The organism is Glycomyces buryatensis (genome assembly GCF_004912275.1).
In the GTDB taxonomy this organism is placed as follows: Bacteria; Actinomycetota; Actinomycetes; order Mycobacteriales; family Micromonosporaceae; genus Glycomyces; species Glycomyces buryatensis.
On record NZ_STGY01000004.1, the window covers coordinates 25,793 to 41,459 of the forward strand.

A 15,667-nucleotide genomic window follows, 5' to 3' on the forward strand; every position below is an offset into this window, starting at 1 on the left:
CACGGCAGACGCTAAGGAGCGCAAACGATGAGCACTGGTGGAACCTCAGTCCAGGACTTGGGCTGGCTGCTGGCTGGATTCGCCGAACGCGTGCCCGGAGTGGCGCACGCCGTGGCGGTCAGCGCAGACGGGCTGCTGCTGGCGTCCTCGCGGGACCTCCCACGGGACCGCGCCGACCAGCTGTCGGCGGTCACGTCCGGTCTGGTGAGCCTCACGCAGGGGGCCTCGCGCTGCTTCGAAGGCGGCGCGGTGCTCCAGACCGTGGTCGAAATGGACCACGGCTTCCTGTTCCTCATGTCCATCAGCGACGGATCCTCGTTCGCGGTATTGGCTTCGAAGAACTGCGATGTGGGCCAGGTCGGCTATGAGATGGCGCTGCTGGTGGACCGGGTCGGGCAAGCCCTGACCCCTTCCGCCCGAAGCTGACCGAGTCAATGCCTCCCGGCGCCCTTACCTGGGTTTGTCGCATGAGGCGTCGGCACGGTAGGCTCCATTCGAGTGGAATGCAGCACGAGTGGGACGAGCTGAACAAACCCCTCCGTCGCACCCCCAGGCGACGGGACCGCTGGCTCCCCAGGCAGTGGTTTACGGATAACTGACAGGGCTGCCCGGCATGGGATTGTGGGATTCCGGTCCGGACGGTTGGAGGTAGAAATGGTCCTCGGTGGTGATGAGCCGACCGGCTCACTCGTCAGGCCGTACGCGGTCACGCGCGGCCGCACACGACCCCAATTGGAGATTGCTCTCGAAGCGCTGGTGGAGACCACCGCGCGCGGACGTTCAGGACAGTTCCTGGGCGGCAGGGAGCAGAAGGTGATCGTCGACCTGTGCGGCGGCCGACTGCAATCGTTGGCGGAGATCGCCGCGCGCATGGAAGTGCCCTTGGGCGTGGCGCGCGTGCTGGTCGCCGACATGGCGGCGGACGGCCTGCTGGCAGTGCACGCGCCTACCGGATTCTCCGACGACCACGCGGATGAATCCGTCGGAACCGAACTCCTCGAGCGCGTTCTCAGTGGACTCAGGAGGCTATAGACCCTAATGAACTCACCCGCAGACACCTCTCGTGTGACCTCTGCCAAGATCGTCATCGCCGGCGGCTTCGGCGTCGGCAAGACGACCTTGGTCGGCTCGGTCTCCGAGATCACCCCGCTGACGACCGAGGCCATCATGACCTCGGCCTCGGAGGGCGTGGACGACAACAACCTGGTGCCCGACAAGGCGACGACCACGGTGGCGATGGACTTCGGTCGTATCACCATCGACCAGGACCTGATCCTGTACCTGTTCGGCACTCCTGGCCAGACCCGGTTCTGGTTCATGTGGGACGAGCTGGTGCGCGGCGCGATCGGCGCGATCGTGCTGGTCGACACCCGCCGCCTCGCGGACTGCTTCTCGGTCATCGACTTCTTCGAGCACCGCAAACTGCCGTACCTGGTGGCGGTCAACTGCTTCGACGGCAAGCAGCTGCACGACCTCCAGGACATTCGGGACGCGCTCCAGATCTCGCCCGAGGTGCCCCTGCTCTACACCGACGCCCGCAACCGGGAGTCGACCAAGCAGGTCCTCATCAAGCTGGTCGAGTACGTCCTGTCCATGCGGCGCACCCGCACTGTCGGAGTCGGTTAACAGCCCACAATGCCCCGCGGCCCCATCCGCGGGACATGGTTGACCGATCCCGGATCGTCTAGGCTGACCCAAACTACCTGGACCATAAGCCCACAGGGGCCCGAGGCGAAAGCCTTGGGCCCCTGAAGCTTTTCCCGCGGCACCCGCCCCGCCGAAGGAAGCGCGCAGAAAGAGGCCCCGACGCCATCGCGTCGGGGCCTTCGCTATTTGCGGTATAACACGACCTTGGGGATCGATCCGGTGTTGGTCAGCGCCTCGTTGAGCAAGGGTCCCACCTGCATCGTGAACTGCCCGAGTTCGTAGCCGAGTTGTTCGCGGTCGCACTGGGAGACCGCCAGCAGCGTCAGGCAGATCTGCGGGCCTACCGGGGCCGCCAGCAGCACGCCCTCGGCCATCTCGACGATGACCTGCTGGGTGGGGCCGTGGTTCATGGTCCGGCCGGCGCCCTCGCCGATCGACAGGAGCCCGGACCCGATGGAGGCCAACTGGTCCGCGCGCTCCTTGGGGAGACCGGAGGAGACCGCCAGCGGAATGCCGTCGACGCTCACCAGGACCGCATGGGAGAGGCCGGGGGTGCGGGCCACGAGCGAGCCCAGCAGCATGCTCAGCGAGCGCTCGTAGACGCCCAGGTTGCTCATCTGCTGGCCATCCTCTCGGCCTGGCGCGCCGCCGCGGCGGCGCGGCCGCCGCCTCGGGCGCGGCCCCAGCCCTTGAAGTAACCGGCGGTGTTCTGAGCGAGCAGTTCGGGGTCGCGGTCGACCGGTTCGGCGAAGCCGGGGTCGTCGCCGCCGTCGACCACCGAGCCGGGCACCAGGTTCGCCTGCGGCTTGCGCTTGGGCAGACCGGTGGCGGTGGTGGCCTCCTCGGCCGCGGGGGCCTCATTGACGTCGCGGGCGGTGCGCCAGCCCTCGTCGCCGGGGAGGGTCCAGGTCTCGGCGTCGGCCTCCTCCTCGCCCTCGGGGCGCTGGAACCAGGCGCTCTTGGCCTGGCCGAAGATCAACAGGCCGTCGCCCTCGTCGGCGAGCGCCTTCTGGAGGTCGCCGACCGTCTCCTCCTTCGGCTGCCACGGGTGGCGCCGTCCGGTGTCGGCGGGAGGCTGCTGGCCGATGAGAATCTCCGAGGCCTCGCCCTGGGGGAGCTCGGGCGGCTGCGGGCGCCGGCGGCGGATCGACTGGGTGCGGCTGGTGGCCTCGCCGTCGACCGGCTGGGCCTCCGGCATCACCTGCGTCGCCTCGAGCTGGGTCTCTTCAAAAGCTGGGGAGACGATGCCGTGGAGCTGCGAGGCCGGGTCGAGCGCGCGCAGGCTCTGGCGGTCGGGGAGGTCGCCGGGGAGGCGGACCGTATCGTGCGTGCCGGCGCGGCGGCGCCGCCGCGGCTCGGCGGGCGCCTCCTCGGCGGCACCGAACGTAGGCGCCGAGACGGGCGCCGCGGCCGGTACGGTCTCGGGGCGCGGGCGCTTCGCCTGGATCAGGCCGATGAGGCCCTCCAGCGAACGGTCCCAAGCGGATACGGCCTCGGCGGTGGCGGACACCGACGGGGCGACCGCCGGGTCGTCGCCGCCGCCGATCTCACGGATCGCCTCGGTCAGGGCGCCGGCCATCGCGGCCACCTGGCCGGGGTCGGCCACGGTCGCCAGGTCCGCGGCGAGGTCCTCGGTCGAGATCGACTGGAGCGCACCGGGTTGGGGAAGTCTGGTCAAGATCGCGACCGCACTGGCCTCGCTCGGGTCGTCCCAGGCGGCCAGGGCGGCCGGGAAGACGGCGCGCAGCAGGCACGTGAGCGCCTCTGACGCCTCGTGACGTGCTCTGGAGGCCGAGGCCACGGTGTCGAGGATGGGGCGCAGGACGGCGATCTCAGGGCGGGCGGCGAAGGGCTGGCCGCCGACCTCTCCGGTGGCCATGCCGCGGGCGAGGGCGATGGCGTCGTCGAGGGCGTCCTTGGAGCGGGAGGCGGCGGCGTCGGAGCGGATCACGAGGTGTCCGGCGGCCGAGGCGAACTCGGCCAGCTGGTCGACATCGCCGGAGACGGCGACGGACACGGGGGCCGATCCCAGGGCCTGGCGGGCGAGCAGACCATTGAGGCGGACCCATCCGCGCGGATCGTCCCCGAACGTGTCGGTGGCGAGCAGACCGCCGCCGGCGGCGACGAGCGCGACCGCGCACGTGGTGTCGCCCTGGCCCGGAGGGGGGCCGTCGGACTTGTCGGTGGTGATGCCGCAGAAAACTTGCACCCGCGAAGCTCCTCTCGTAGGGCGCGCCCCTGAGGGCAAGGCCCTTTCGGCGTGGACCATCGCCCGGCCCGTATATCAGTCCGTTATCAGTTTTCCGCAGAATACTCGGATCCGCAAGCCGGAGCCTGGTGCGGGTCATCACCGGATTTGCGTCTATAGCACGCAAAACCGTCAATTCTCGGAGTATGCGATTGACCTATTCCAAAGGGGAATAACGGAGCGCAGACAAGTCGATCACAATGGGAGAGAATGGAAATGATCGGTCTATTCGGCCGAGTCGCCACTCGTCTCTTCGGTCGATTCGGCCCTGGCGGTGCCGCGCCATTCGACGGAACGGTTGATCTTGGCGATGACGGCGCGCCAGGCGATGGCGGCCTGCTCGGAGCCGGTCTTGCGGAGGCGGCGGCGGGCGAACGCGCCCCGGAAACCGCCGTCCACAATGAGGCGGAGGGATTCGTCGATGTCGTCGAGCGGGGATCCGGAGGTGAGCGCCTCGACGATCGACTGGTTCCGCAGCGCGAAACCGAGATCGCGGCCGACTTCGGCGGCCTTGATGAGCAGCTCGGGCTCCCAGGCGTCGTGTCCGCCGCGCAGATTCGCGACGACCAGGTCCATTTCGTAGGTGTCGGCTTCGTCACAAACGATGGCTTCGGCGGTGATGCGCTTCTGCAACTCGCCGTATTCCTCGATCACGGCGAGATCGTTGTCGTCCGATTCGGCGACGTACTCGGCGAGCGATTCCGGGTCGCGGAAGACCAGCAGTTTTCCTTTGCGCGTCAGGAATACCGGGACCTCTTCGGGGGCGGCGTCGAGCTCGTCGAGGAAGTCGATCTCGTCGGGGACCTCGTTCTCGTCCTCGTCCTCGGGGTTGTCGCCCACGTCGGGCCCGTCCTCGACGTCGTCCTTGGACTTGGTCGGCTCGACGACTACGTCCTCGCGCGGCAGCGTGTCGGACATCCGATAGGCGCGCAGGGTGTAACCGGAGTCCTTGCCCAGGTGGAGCTCCACCGGGTCGACGTTGGTCTCATTCCAGAGCTTGTCGGACTCGGCCGTGCGTGCCGAGCCGCCGGATTCGGCTGCCATGTCGGGATCCTCACGTAGTCGTCAACTGCGAGACAGCCTACGACCTTACGAAGGACGACATGGCAGCCGGTGCCGGGGTGGGTCAGTATCCGCCGCCCGCAGTGGCGGCCATGCCCGCCGGGTGCCACACGGTCTTGTACTCGATCCATTGGCGCAGCAGGTCAAGCGAGTCCCCGCTCCTGCCGGGGCGGCGCACGACCTTGAGCGTCTCGGCCGCGGCGGCCTCCAGCTCGGTCGCGAGGTCGCTGTCGTGGACGCCGGAGAGGTCCAGGCCGTTGACGTCGGCGTGGCTCGCCAGCGTCGGGGCCAGCTCGGAGGTCTTGCCGCTCAGCAGGTTCACCACGCCGCCGGGCAGGTCCGAGGTCGCCAGGACCTCGCCGAAACTCAAGGCGGGCAGCGGCATCGACTCACTGGTGGCGACGACGACGGTATTGCCGGTGGCGATCGCCGGGGCGATGGCCTCGACCAGCCCCAGCAGCGGGTCCGCCCCCGGCGCCACGACGGCGACGACGCCGAGCGGCTCGGGCGTGGTGTGGTTGAAGTACGGCCCGGCCACCGGGTTCGCGCCCCCGAGGACGGCGGCGACCTTGTCGGTCCAGCCCGCGTAGTGCACGAGCCGGTCGATCGCCTGCTCCACGGTCCCAAGGGCCGCATGGAGTTCGGCGCCGGTGGCGTCGGACAGCTCCTCGGCGTACTGCCCGGCGCGGCCCTCCAGCATCTCGGCGGCCCGGTAGAGGATCTGCCCCCGCAGGTAGGCGGTCTGTCCGGCCCAGGGCTTCTGCGCCTTGCGGGCGGCGGCGACCGCGTCGCGGACGTCCTTGCGGCTGGCCAGCGCGGCATTGGCCAGCTCGGCCCCGTCGGGGGTGGTCACCGGGTAGCTCCTTCCGGACTCCGAGCGGGGGAACTTGCCGCCCACGTACAGCTTGTAGGTCTTCTTGACGCGCAGACGCACGGGCTCAGTGCGCACGGGGTCAATGTGCTTAGACATCGAGGTAAGCCTCCAGTCCCTGGCGGCCGCCCTCGCGGCCGTAACCGGACTCCTTCAGGCCGCCGAACGGGCTGGCGGCGTCGAACTGGTTGAACGTGTTGGCCCAGACCACGCCCGCGCGCAGCCGCTGGGCCGCCCACAGGATCTTCGACCCTTTCTCGGTCCACACCCCGGCCGACAGTCCGTAGGGGGTGTTGTTGGCCTTGGCGATCGCCTCGTCCGGGGTGCGGAAGGTCAGTACCGACAGCACCGGCCCGAAGATCTCCTCCTTGGCGATCCGCATGGACTGCTGGACGCCGGTGAAGATGGTGGGGCGGAACCAGAATCCGGTCTCGGGCAGGTCGCACGACGGCTGCCAGACCTCGGCGCCCTCGCCCTCGCCGGCCTCGGTGAGCGCGGTGATGCGGGCGAGCTGCTCGGCGGAGTTGATGGCGCCGACGTCGGTGTTCTTGTCGAGCGGGTCGCCCACGCGCAGGGTCGCGATGCGGTCCTTGAGCCGCGCGAGCACCTCGTCGGCGATCGACTCCTGGACGAGGAGGCGGGAACCGGCGCAGCACACGTGGCCCTGGTTGAAGAAGATGCCGTTGACGATGCCCTCGACGGCCTGATCGATCGGGGCGTCGTCGAAGACGATGTTCGCGGCCTTGCCGCCCAGTTCGAGCGTGACCTTCTTCTTCGAGCCCGCGACGGCCCCCGCGATCGCGCGGCCCACGGCGGTCGAGCCGGTGAACGCGACTTTATCCACTGGGCTGTTGACGACGGCCGCACCGGCGGCGCCCGCTCCGGGGAGGATATTGACGACGCCCGGAGGCAGGTCGGCCTCCTGGCACAGCTCGGCGAACATCAGCGCGGTCAGCGGCGTGGTCTCGGCGGGCTTGAGCACCACCGTGTTCCCGCAGGCCAGGGCCGGGGCGATCTTCCACGACAGCATCAGGAGCGGGAAGTTCCACGGGATCACCTGCCCGATGACGCCGAGCGACTTCGGGTTCGCTCCGACGCCGGCGTAGGACAGCTTGTCCGCCCAGCCCGCGTGGTAGAAGAAGTGCTGCGCGGCCGTCGGGACGTCGAAGTCGCGCGTCTCCTTGATCGGCTTGCCGTTGTCGAGTGTCTCGGCGACGGCGAATTCGCGCGCCTTCTCCTGCAGGAGCCGGGCGATGCGGAACAGGTACTTGCCCCGCTCGGCGCCGGACATGGGGCCCCACACGGTCTCGTGCGCCTGGCGGGCGGCGGCCACCGCGGCGGCCACGTCGGCCTCCCCGGCCTCCGCGACCGTGAACAGGACCTCCTCATTGGAGGGATTGACCGACTTGAAGACGGCCCCGTCGGCGGCATCGGTGAACTCGCCGCCGATGAACAGGCCGTAGTGCTCCTTGATATCGGGGCGCACCGATTCGGGTGCGGGTGCGTAGTCGAACATGGCTTAGTCCACCGTCACGTAGTCGGGGCCGGAGTAGTGGCCGGTCTTGAGTTTCTGACGCTGCATGAGCAGGTCGTTGAGGAGGCTGGAGGCGCCGAAGCGGAACCAGTGGGCCGAGAGCCAGTCGTCGCCGAGGATCTCGTTCACCGTGACCAGGTACTTGATGGCGTCCTTGGTATTGCGGATCCCGCCGGCGGGCTTGACGCCGACCTGAACGCCCGTCTCGGCGCGGAAGTCGCGCACGGCCTGCATCATCAGCAGCGTGACCGGGAGGGTGGCGTTGACGCCGACCTTGCCGGTCGAGGTCTTGATGAAGTCGGCCCCGGCGTGCATCGCCAGGAACGAGGCGCGGCGGACATTGTCGTAGGTGACCAGCTCGCCGGTCTCCAGGATGACTTTGAGCCGGGCGTCGCCCGCGGCGGCCTTGACAGCCTTGATCTCGTGGTAGACCCGCTCCAGGTCTCCGGCGAGGAAGGCGCCGCGGTTGATGACCATGTCGATCTCGTCGGCCCCCTCGCGCACGGCCGACTCGGTGTCGGCGAGGCGGATCTCCAGCGGGACCTGCCCGGCCGGGAACCCGGTGGCGACGGAGGCGACCTTGACGCCGGAGCCCGCGAGGGCCGCCTTGGCGGTGGCGACCTGGGCCCCGTAGACGCAGATCGCCGCGGTGGACGGCGCGTCCCCGTCCGGCCGCACGGCCTTGGCGCACAGCGACCGGACCTTGCCCGGCGTGTCTGCACCCTCCAATGTGGTGAGGTCGATCATGCCGATGGCCAGGTCGATGGCCTCGGCCTTCGACTCTTTCTTGATCGAGCGGGTGGCCAGGCCAGCCGCTCGCGCCTCAAGGCCGACCGCGTCCACGCCCGGCAGCGACCGAACGAGGGAGGCGGCCTCGACGCCGCTCAGAATTGATCCCATGACCCGATGATATCCGTCTCGTGATGCGGTGCTCAGAGGTAGTTGCGACTGACTCACATTAGCGCGGCTAGCTGGGCGTTAAGGTTGGGAACCGTGGATGTACAGATCATCGAACACCCGCTCGCCGCAGAACGGCTTACCGCCATGCGAGACGAGCGCTCGGACTCCCCGCGATTCCGGGCCGCCCTGCACGAGCTCACGACGATGCTCGTCTACGAGGCCACGCGCGACGTGGCCGTGACCGAATACGAGATCAGGACCCCGGTGGCCCCTGCCAAGGGATTCCGGCTGGGCAACCCGCCGGTCCTGGTCCCGGTGCTGCGGGCGGGCCTGGGCATGGCCGACTCTGCCCAGGCGATGATCCCCGACGCGACGATGGGCTTCGTCGGCCTGGCGCGCGATGAGGAGACCCACCAGCCCTACCCCTACATGGAGTCGCTTCCGGACGACCTGTCCGGACGCCACGTCATCGTTCTCGACCCGATGGTCGCGACCGGCGGCTCGCTCCTGCGCTGCTGCCAGATGATCGCCGAGCGCGGCTGCACCGACATCTCCCTGATCTGCGTCCTGGCCGCGCCCGAGGGCATCGAGGCGCTCCAGGCGTCCGGTCTGGACATGCGCATGACCACCGCCGCGGTCGACCCGGGCCTGAACGAGAAGGCCTACATCGTCCCCGGACTGGGCGACGCCGGAGACCGCCAATTCGGCGCCTACCGCCGCTTCTGAACACGAACAAAAGAGGTGGGCCGGGCGCGAAGCGCCCGGCCGCTTTTTGTGTTGCGTTGTTGGCCTGGGACAGGGACGATTACGGCATGCCTGACAAACCGCCGCATCGACCTAATGGCGCTGCGATAATCGAGTACTACGCGACGAAGGAACCCGACCCTGAGTTCGCCGATATCCTGGAAGCAGTCCACCGGTCGATGAATCGCCCGGTCGACCTGCTACTTCCTGGAGTCGACGATGAAGTCGCGGCCGAGGCCGAGTAGGACTCCGTCTGCGGTCAGCAGCGTCAAACGATGTTGGTATGCCTGCGAAACGATCAGCCGGTCGAACGGGTCGTGGCGCGACAGTTCGGGGAATTCCCTGAGCCCTTCGGCATCGTCTGCGGAGATATCGAGCGGCTCGAATCCCTGAGCGGCCGCTTGCGCGGCGAAGTCGACGGGGATCTTCAGCTTGCCGAGCATCGACTTGATGGTCAACTCCCATACCGAGGCGACCGAGATGTGAGCCGATGCAGTATCGGTGATGAGCTGTTTCGCGGCGGCACCAAGGCGGGGGCTGTCGCTCATGGCCCAGATCGCTGTCTGGCTATCGAGCAGAAGCACCGGTGTCTCCGTAGAACATCTCCTGGATGTCGGGGTCGATGTCGAACACGCTGTCGTCGTACTCGAGTTGGTCCTTGAGCCCGCCGAATATCACCGTCTGCTCGTGGTGCGGGACCAGGTCGACCAGAGGCTTGCCCGACTTTGCGATGACCACGTGCTCGCCGTTCACGGCACGCTCGATCAGCCGAGACAGGTGCGTCTTGGCCTCATGGATGTTCACGACATAGGTCATGCTCCGATTATAGCGGACTAGACTTAGCCAAGTCTAGGTGAATCGGTGGGGGCCGGGCGCGCAGCGCCCGGCCCCCACCGCATCTTGATCGTCTAGTGCGGCACTCCCAGGAGGCCCGCGACCTCGGCCCGCAGGGCCGCCAGGGTCGCGCGGGCCCGCTCACGAGCCTCCCCCAGGTCGCTGCCGGCCTCCTCGCGGACTTCGAGGTAGGCCTTGAGCTTCGGCTCGGTGCCGCTCGGACGGGCCACCACCCGCGCGTTCGCCGTCTCGATGGTGACCACGTCGTTCTCGGGGAGCCGGTCGAGGTAGCCGGTGACCGGCTCGTCCAGCAGCGTGCTCGGGCGGTGGGACCGCAGGCGCTTCATGCACGCGGCGATCTCGCTCAGGTCCTCGACACGGACCGAGAGCTGGCCGGTCTCGTATACGCCGAATTCCTCGGCGAGCTCGTCGAGGCGGTCCTGGAGGGTCGCCATCCGCGCCGCCTGGCCCGCCGCGATCTCGGCGACGACCAGCGAGGCCGAGATGCCGTCCTTGTCGCGCAGGAACTCCGGGGCGACGCAGTAGCCGAGGGCCTCCTCGAAGCCGAACGCCAGGTCGGCGCCGGCCCGGGCCAGCCATTTGAAGCCGGTGAGGGTCTCCTCGTACTTCAGGCCGCGCCGCTCGCACATGGCCTTGAGCTGCGTCGTGGAGACGATCGTGGTCGCGTAGGTCCCGGTGTGGCCCTTGCGCATCCAGTGGTCGGCCAGCAGCACGCCGACCTCGTTGCCGGTGAGCTGGCGCCAGGCGCCGTCGCCCTGGGGGACGGCGACGGAGCAGCGGTCGGCGTCCGGGTCCAGGGCCAGCGCCACGTCCGCGCCCTCTTCGACCGCGAGGGCCTTGAGGAGGTCGATCGCGCCGGGCTCTTCGGGGTTGGGGAAGGCCACGGTCGGGAAGTCGGCGTCGGGCTCGGCCTGTTCGGGGACGAGGACGACGGTGCCGAAGCCGGCCTTGCGCATGGCCTTGACCAGGGTCTCGCCGCCGACGCCGTGCATGGGCGTGGCGACGGAGGCGAGTTTCTTCGGGTCGTCGGGGTCGACGATGGAGCTGATCGCGGCCAGGTAGTCGTCCACGATCGACTCGTCGAGGATCTCGCCGTCGTCGCCGAGCGGGACCTGGGAGAGCGGCCCGAGGTCCTCGATGGCCTGCTCGATCTCGGTGTCGGCGGGCGGCACGATCTGCGCGCCCGCGCCGAGCTCGCCGCCCAGTTCGCGGCCGAGGTAGACCTTGTAGCCGTTGTCCTGCGGCGGATTGTGGCTGGCGGTCACCTGCACCGCCGCCGTGCCCTCGAGCTTGGTCACCGCGTAGGCGGTGATGGGGGTCGGCAGCGGCCCGGGCATGACCAGGGCCCGGCGACCGGAGCCGGTGACGACGCGGGCGGTCTCGGTCGCGAAGTCGCGGCTGCCGTGCCGCGCGTCGTAGCCGATGACGACGGGACCGGTGGCGCCCTTGGCATCGAGCCAGTTCGCCAGGCCGGCGGCGGCGGCGCGGACCACGGCGAGGTTCATGCCGTTGGGGCCGGCGCGGAGCGGGCCGCGCAGTCCGGCGGTGCCGAACTTGAGGCGGGAGTTGAAGCGGTCGGCCAGTTCCTCGGCGGAGCAGGGGAGGGCGTCGAGCAGTCGGTACAGCTCGTCGCGGGCGGCCTTGTCCGGGTCGTCGGTGATCCAGGTGAGCACCTCGGCCCGGAGGGCGTCGAGGTCGGCGGTCTCGCCGTCATGCATGGCGTTGTTGTGCAGGGACTCCATGCTGAAATCCTCGCACATCCGGGCCGAAGCGGCCCGGTATCGGACGCGGTGTGGCCTCAACCTGCCTGGAAGGACCGCACAGCCTCGTCATACACCTCTTGTGATAGATCCCATGTCTCGGCATTGCCCGAGGCGAAGATGCCGTACGCGTTCCCGTCGCCGGCGTCCACGATGGCCCAGATCGAGTGGCGTTCGGCGCCGTCTTCGAGGTTGGTGCCGGTGTACTCCATGACCGAGCCGGAGAACCCGCCGAACTCGGTCTCCCCTAGGTGCTCCTGGTTGAGGTCCTCCATCTCGGCGCCGAGCTCGTCGTAGACGGACTGGAGGTAGCCGCCGGGATCGGAGGCGCCGCGGTCGGACCCGGAGTAGAACCGCACCCACTGGGTGTCGTCCTCGGGGTCGTAGTAGGTCACGAAGTCGTCGCCGGCGAAGCCTTCGGACCAAGTGGACGGATAGTTGACGCTGAAGCCGTCGCCCTCGTGCGTCGCGGTCTCGAAGCTCGGCTCGGTCGTGCCGCCGGAATCGTCGCCGTCGCCGTCGCCGTCGCCGGAGGATTCACCGCCGTCGGTGGGGGCTTCGGACGCGACGGGGTCGTCGCCGCCCGCGTCGCCGCCGTCGTCGCCGGCGAACTGCCACTGGTAGAGCGCGTAACCGAGCGCGAGCACGAGCAGCAGGCACACCGCCCCGATCGCGAGCAGCTTGACGCGGCCGCCTTTCGGTTCGCCGCCGTCGGCCCCGGCCCGGCCCGGCTCGGTCGGCGGGGGCGTGACCTCGCGGTATCCGGCGGAGGGCCCGCGGATGCCCGAGTCGGTGACGTTGGGGGCGACGCCGCCGGTGGGCATGGGGCCGGTGGCGCCGGCCAGTTCGGTGCCGAGCAGCCCGGCCAGCTCCTGGCGGACGGCCGCGAGCGTGTAGCGCTCCTCGGGCTCCTTGGCGAGCATGCCGCCGAGCAGCGGGGTGAGGGCGCCGGCTTGGCGGGGGTTCTCCGGCGGTTCGGTGACGACCGCGCGCATGGTCGAGACGGCGTCGCCGCGGTCGAACGGGGGGCGCCCCTCGACGGCGGCGTACAGGGTGACGCCGAGGCTGAAGACGTCCGAGGCCGGTTCGGCCGGGTGGCCGACGGCGCGCTCGGGTGCGATGTAGTGGGCCGAGCCCAGGACCTTGCCGGGAGTAGTGCCGCCGGAAGCCTGATTCATCTGGGCCGCACCGAAGTCGGACAGGACGCAGCGCCCGTCGGTGGAGATGAGGACGTTGCCGGGCTTGATGTCGCGGTGGACGATGCCCGCCTCGTGGGCGGCCTGGAGCGCCCCGACCAGGGCCAGCCCGATCTTGGCGGCGACGCGCGGGGGGAGCGGGCCGTCGTTGGTGAGGATCTCGGCCAGGCTGCGGGCCTGGAGCAGCTCCATGACGATCCATGGCAGCCCGGAGTGCTCGACCACGTCGAAGACCCGGATGACGGACGGGTGCGAGAGCCCGGCCGCGATCTGGGCCTCGCGGCGGGAGCGCTCGATGAGCTGGGTGCGTTCGGCCGGGTCGATCTCGGAGGGGAGGAACACTTCCTTGAGGGCGACCTCGCGGTGCAGCACCAGGTCGTTCGCCCGCCACACGGAACCGTTGCCGCCCTTGCCGACCAGGTCGATGAGCTGGTAGCGCTCGGCGATCATGTCGCCGGGCCTGGCGTAGTGGCCGGTGCCGGGGGTGTTGTAGCCGAAGGAGGCCTGGCTCTGCTGCCCATTGTCGGGGCCGACCGCGAAGCTCTCGCCGAGCCCGCCGTAGTTGCCGTACGACGCGGAGTGGCGATAGCTGGAGTCCCCGTAGGAGTCGCCGCCGTACGATGCGCGGTTGTAGGAGGACGAATCGGGGAAGCGGGCGCCGAAGCCGGGGTGGGGATCCTGGGCGGCGGGGTTCTGCGTCCCGTAGGATGAAGACCCGTAGTTGCCCGAGACCCCATGGGCCCCAGGGGCATCGTGCGGTCGCCGTTGAGACGGCACGGAACCGGAGCGGGGGTCCTCATAGGAATCGGGACCGCCGCGACCGTAACCTGATGAGTACGTCATTCGGCCACTCCTCGCGAGGCATCCTCACTAGTTTGCCGTGTCGTCACCACGCACCGCACGCCAGGTCACCACTTCTGGCACGAAAGTGTCGAACCCGTGCCGCCCCCCGCCCCCGTGCGCGCCGGGACCCGGGCCCGCAGGGGATCGAGCGTCACACCGAACCCCTCGACGCCATCGAGCACTAGGATCGTGGACATGGAGTCGTCATCGCAAGGCCGCGGCGGGATTGAAATCCGACCCGTCTACGGCCCCGCAGACACCGCACCAGAACTGGAGGAGCGGCTCGGCCAACCCGGGTCCTTCCCCTACACGCGCGGCGTCTACCCCACCATGTACACCTCCCGGCCCTGGACGATGCGCCAGTACGCCGGCTTCGCCACCGCCACCGAGTCCAACCGGCGCTACCGCGACCTGCTCGCGGGCGGCTCCACCGGATTGAGCGTCGCCTTCGACCTGCCCACGCAGATGGGATACGACTCCGACGCCCCCGAGGCCTCCGGAGAAGTCGGCAAGGTCGGCGTCGCCATCGACTCGATCGACGACATGCGGGCCCTGTTCGCCGGGCTCCCCCTCGACGAGGTCTCCACCTCGATGACGATCAACGCCCCCGCCGCGGTCCTGCTGCTGCTCTACCAGCTCGTCGCCGAAGAGCAGGGCGTCAGCCCCGCGGCACTGCGCGGCACGATCCAGAACGACATCCTCAAGGAGTACATCGCCCGCGGCACCTACATCTTCCCGCCCGCGCCGAGCCTGCGCCTGGTGTCCGACACCTTCGCATACTGCGCCAAGGAACTGCCGCAATGGAACACGATCTCCATCTCCGGCTACCACATGGCAGAGGCCGGGGCCACCGCCGCGCAGGAGCTGGCGTTCACCCTCGCCGACGGCATCGAATACGTCCAGTGCGCCCTCGACGCCGGCCTCGACATCGACGCCTTCGCGCCGCGCCTCTCCTTCTTCTTCGTCGCGCGCTCGACGGTCCTGACCGAGGTCGCCAAGTTCCGCGCCGCCCGCCGGCTCTGGGCCCACATCATGCGAGACCGCTTCGGCGCCAAGGACCCCCGCTCGCTCAAGCTCCGCTTCCACACCCAGACCGCCGGGGTCGAACTGACCGCCCAGCAACCCGAAGTGAACCTGGCGCGCGTGACCGTGCAGGCCCTCGCCGCCGTCATGGGCGGCACGCAGTCCTTGCACACCAACGCCTACGACGAGGCCATCGCGCTGCCCACCGACACCTCCGCGAGGCTGGCCCTGCGCACCCAGCAGGTCATCGCCGCCGAGACCGACCTGTGCGAGACCGTCGACCCCTTCGCCGGCTCCTACGCCGTCGAGGCCCTGACCGACGCGGTCGAGGCCGAGGCCTCCGAGCTCATCGACGCCGTATTCGCGCACGGCTCGGTCACCGCCGCGATCGAGGCCGGCTTCCAGAAGGGCGAGATCGAGCGCAGCGCCTACGAGACCGCCAAGCGCATCGACTCCGGCGAGCAGATCGTCGTCGGCGTCAACGCCTACACCGGCAACGGCGGCGACGTGCCCTACAAGCCGCTCAAGGTCGACCCCACTATCGAAGCGGCACAAGTGGAACGACTCCGCGAGCGGCGCTCGGCCCGCGACGGCGCGACAGTCGAGGCGGCCCTTACCGCATTGCGCGAGGCGGCCACCGGGACTGCGAACCTGCTGTACCCGCTGAAGGCGGCGCTGGCCGAGGGCGCGACTGTCGGTGAGGTATGCGCGACGCTCGCGGCCGAATGGGGCCGGTACGTTCCCCCCGACAGTTGGTAGTCCCTTTGTCACCGATAGCGGAAGCGCGCCGAATCATTTCGCGAAAGGAAAAACGCACAATCTGTCTGTCGCCGGATAGCGGTTCCCGATGAAAGATGGGGCGCGGACGCGTCACGAACTCCAAGCGCGTCCGTCTTATGTTTGAAAAGTGACTCAGAGCCCGTAACTCCTCCGGTGGGGCAGACGTTAACCACATGACGGTGTCATGGGACCGACAGGTCCAGA

Annotated in this window: 15 protein-coding genes; 5 read left to right on the forward strand and 10 right to left on the reverse strand. The window is 69.2% G+C overall.

The window, feature by feature from the left end:
- Positions 1-27: 27 nt before the first annotated feature.
- The 3 genes from FAB82_RS01185 to FAB82_RS01195 all read left to right on the forward strand — a co-directional run bounded on the left by FAB82_RS01185 (position 28) and on the right by FAB82_RS01195 (position 1,626).
- Positions 28-426, forward strand: a complete 399-nt coding sequence (locus FAB82_RS01185) for a roadblock/LC7 domain-containing protein (RefSeq protein WP_026925472.1) — start codon at positions 28-30, stop codon at positions 424-426.
- Between the two features lie 228 nt (positions 427-654).
- Complete coding sequence (locus FAB82_RS01190; protein WP_136532714.1) at positions 655-1,032, forward strand: DUF742 domain-containing protein; 378 nt, start codon at positions 655-657, stop codon at positions 1,030-1,032.
- Between the two features lie 6 nt (positions 1,033-1,038).
- Complete coding sequence (locus FAB82_RS01195; RefSeq protein ID WP_136532715.1) at positions 1,039-1,626, forward strand: GTP-binding protein; 588 nt, start codon at positions 1,039-1,041, stop codon at positions 1,624-1,626.
- 203 nt (positions 1,627-1,829) lie between these two features.
- Here the strand turns inward: FAB82_RS01195 and FAB82_RS01200 are convergent, their stop codons facing one another.
- The 6 genes from FAB82_RS01200 to deoC all read right to left on the reverse strand — a co-directional run bounded on the left by FAB82_RS01200 (position 1,830) and on the right by deoC (position 8,262).
- The gene (locus tag FAB82_RS01200) at positions 1,830-2,264 is read right to left on the reverse strand and encodes a roadblock/LC7 domain-containing protein (protein WP_136532716.1); all 435 of its coding nucleotides are present in this window, start codon (positions 2,262-2,264) and stop codon (positions 1,830-1,832) included.
- Positions 2,261-3,856 (reverse strand): hypothetical protein, encoded by a 1,596-nt coding sequence (locus FAB82_RS01205; protein WP_136532717.1) that lies wholly within the window; start codon positions 3,854-3,856, stop codon positions 2,261-2,263. Before FAB82_RS01205 ends, FAB82_RS01200 begins: the two co-directional genes overlap by 4 nt.
- A 264-nt stretch (positions 3,857-4,120) precedes the next feature.
- Complete coding sequence (locus tag FAB82_RS01210; protein ID WP_136532718.1) at positions 4,121-4,939, reverse strand: DNA primase; 819 nt, start codon at positions 4,937-4,939, stop codon at positions 4,121-4,123.
- A gap of 82 nt (positions 4,940-5,021) precedes the next feature.
- Positions 5,022-5,927 carry an aldehyde dehydrogenase family protein gene (locus tag FAB82_RS01215; RefSeq protein ID WP_136532719.1) on the reverse strand — a complete coding sequence of 302 codons (906 nt, stop codon included), beginning with the start codon at positions 5,925-5,927 and terminating at the stop codon, positions 5,022-5,024.
- Positions 5,920-7,344, reverse strand: coding sequence for an aldehyde dehydrogenase family protein (locus tag FAB82_RS01220; RefSeq protein WP_136532720.1), 1,425 nt, complete (start codon positions 7,342-7,344; stop codon positions 5,920-5,922). Before FAB82_RS01220 ends, FAB82_RS01215 begins: the two co-directional genes overlap by 8 nt.
- Before the next feature lie 3 nt (positions 7,345-7,347).
- Positions 7,348-8,262: a deoxyribose-phosphate aldolase gene (gene deoC / locus FAB82_RS01225; protein WP_136532721.1), complete on the reverse strand. Its 915-nt coding sequence runs from the start codon at positions 8,260-8,262 to the stop codon at positions 7,348-7,350.
- A gap of 93 nt (positions 8,263-8,355) precedes the next feature.
- Between deoC and upp the strand changes: the two genes are divergently transcribed.
- Entirely contained in the window at positions 8,356-8,988 is a 633-nt protein-coding gene (gene upp / locus FAB82_RS01230; protein WP_136532722.1) for a uracil phosphoribosyltransferase, read from the forward strand.
- A gap of 218 nt (positions 8,989-9,206) precedes the next feature.
- Here the strand turns inward: upp and FAB82_RS01235 are convergent, their stop codons facing one another.
- The 4 genes from FAB82_RS01235 to FAB82_RS01250 all read right to left on the reverse strand — a co-directional run bounded on the left by FAB82_RS01235 (position 9,207) and on the right by FAB82_RS01250 (position 13,660).
- The gene (locus tag FAB82_RS01235) at positions 9,207-9,590 is read right to left on the reverse strand and encodes a type II toxin-antitoxin system VapC family toxin (protein WP_136532723.1); all 384 of its coding nucleotides are present in this window, start codon (positions 9,588-9,590) and stop codon (positions 9,207-9,209) included.
- Positions 9,574-9,822: a type II toxin-antitoxin system Phd/YefM family antitoxin gene (locus FAB82_RS01240; RefSeq protein WP_136532724.1), complete on the reverse strand. Its 249-nt coding sequence runs from the start codon at positions 9,820-9,822 to the stop codon at positions 9,574-9,576. Before FAB82_RS01240 ends, FAB82_RS01235 begins: the two co-directional genes overlap by 17 nt.
- 92 nt (positions 9,823-9,914) lie before the next feature.
- Positions 9,915-11,603: a phospho-sugar mutase gene (locus FAB82_RS01245; RefSeq protein ID WP_246039398.1), complete on the reverse strand. Its 1,689-nt coding sequence runs from the start codon at positions 11,601-11,603 to the stop codon at positions 9,915-9,917.
- A gap of 56 nt (positions 11,604-11,659) precedes the next feature.
- A complete protein-coding gene (locus FAB82_RS01250; RefSeq protein WP_136532725.1) occupies positions 11,660-13,660 on the reverse strand; it encodes a serine/threonine-protein kinase in 2,001 nt (666 codons plus the stop codon).
- 195 nt (positions 13,661-13,855) lie between these two features.
- Here FAB82_RS01250 and FAB82_RS01255 point away from each other — a divergent pair, with 195 nt between their 5' ends.
- A complete protein-coding gene (locus FAB82_RS01255; RefSeq protein ID WP_136532726.1) occupies positions 13,856-15,442 on the forward strand; it encodes an acyl-CoA mutase large subunit family protein in 1,587 nt (528 codons plus the stop codon).
- The last annotated feature ends 225 nt before the right edge of the window (positions 15,443-15,667 follow it).

Coding starts and splice junctions, on each gene's coding strand:
- FAB82_RS01240 (WP_136532724.1), bottom strand. CDS start 9,822: ATGACCTATGTCGTGAACATCCATGAGGCCAAGACGCACCTGTCTCGG.
- FAB82_RS01215 (WP_136532719.1), bottom strand. CDS start 5,927: ATGTCTAAGCACATTGACCCCGTGCGCACTGAGCCCGTGCGTCTGCGC.
- FAB82_RS01190 (WP_136532714.1), top strand. CDS start 655: ATGGTCCTCGGTGGTGATGAGCCGACCGGCTCACTCGTCAGGCCGTAC.
- deoC (WP_136532721.1), bottom strand. CDS start 8,262: ATGGGATCAATTCTGAGCGGCGTCGAGGCCGCCTCCCTCGTTCGGTCG.
- FAB82_RS01255 (WP_136532726.1), top strand. CDS start 13,856: ATGGAGTCGTCATCGCAAGGCCGCGGCGGGATTGAAATCCGACCCGTC.
- FAB82_RS01195 (WP_136532715.1), top strand. CDS start 1,039: ATGAACTCACCCGCAGACACCTCTCGTGTGACCTCTGCCAAGATCGTC.
- FAB82_RS01200 (WP_136532716.1), bottom strand. CDS start 2,264: ATGAGCAACCTGGGCGTCTACGAGCGCTCGCTGAGCATGCTGCTGGGC.
- FAB82_RS01250 (WP_136532725.1), bottom strand. CDS start 13,660: ATGACGTACTCATCAGGTTACGGTCGCGGCGGTCCCGATTCCTATGAG.
- FAB82_RS01210 (WP_136532718.1), bottom strand. CDS start 4,939: ATGGCAGCCGAATCCGGCGGCTCGGCACGCACGGCCGAGTCCGACAAG.
- FAB82_RS01245 (WP_246039398.1), bottom strand. CDS start 11,603: ATGGAGTCCCTGCACAACAACGCCATGCATGACGGCGAGACCGCCGAC.
- FAB82_RS01185 (WP_026925472.1), top strand. CDS start 28: ATGAGCACTGGTGGAACCTCAGTCCAGGACTTGGGCTGGCTGCTGGCT.
- FAB82_RS01220 (WP_136532720.1), bottom strand. CDS start 7,344: ATGTTCGACTACGCACCCGCACCCGAATCGGTGCGCCCCGATATCAAG.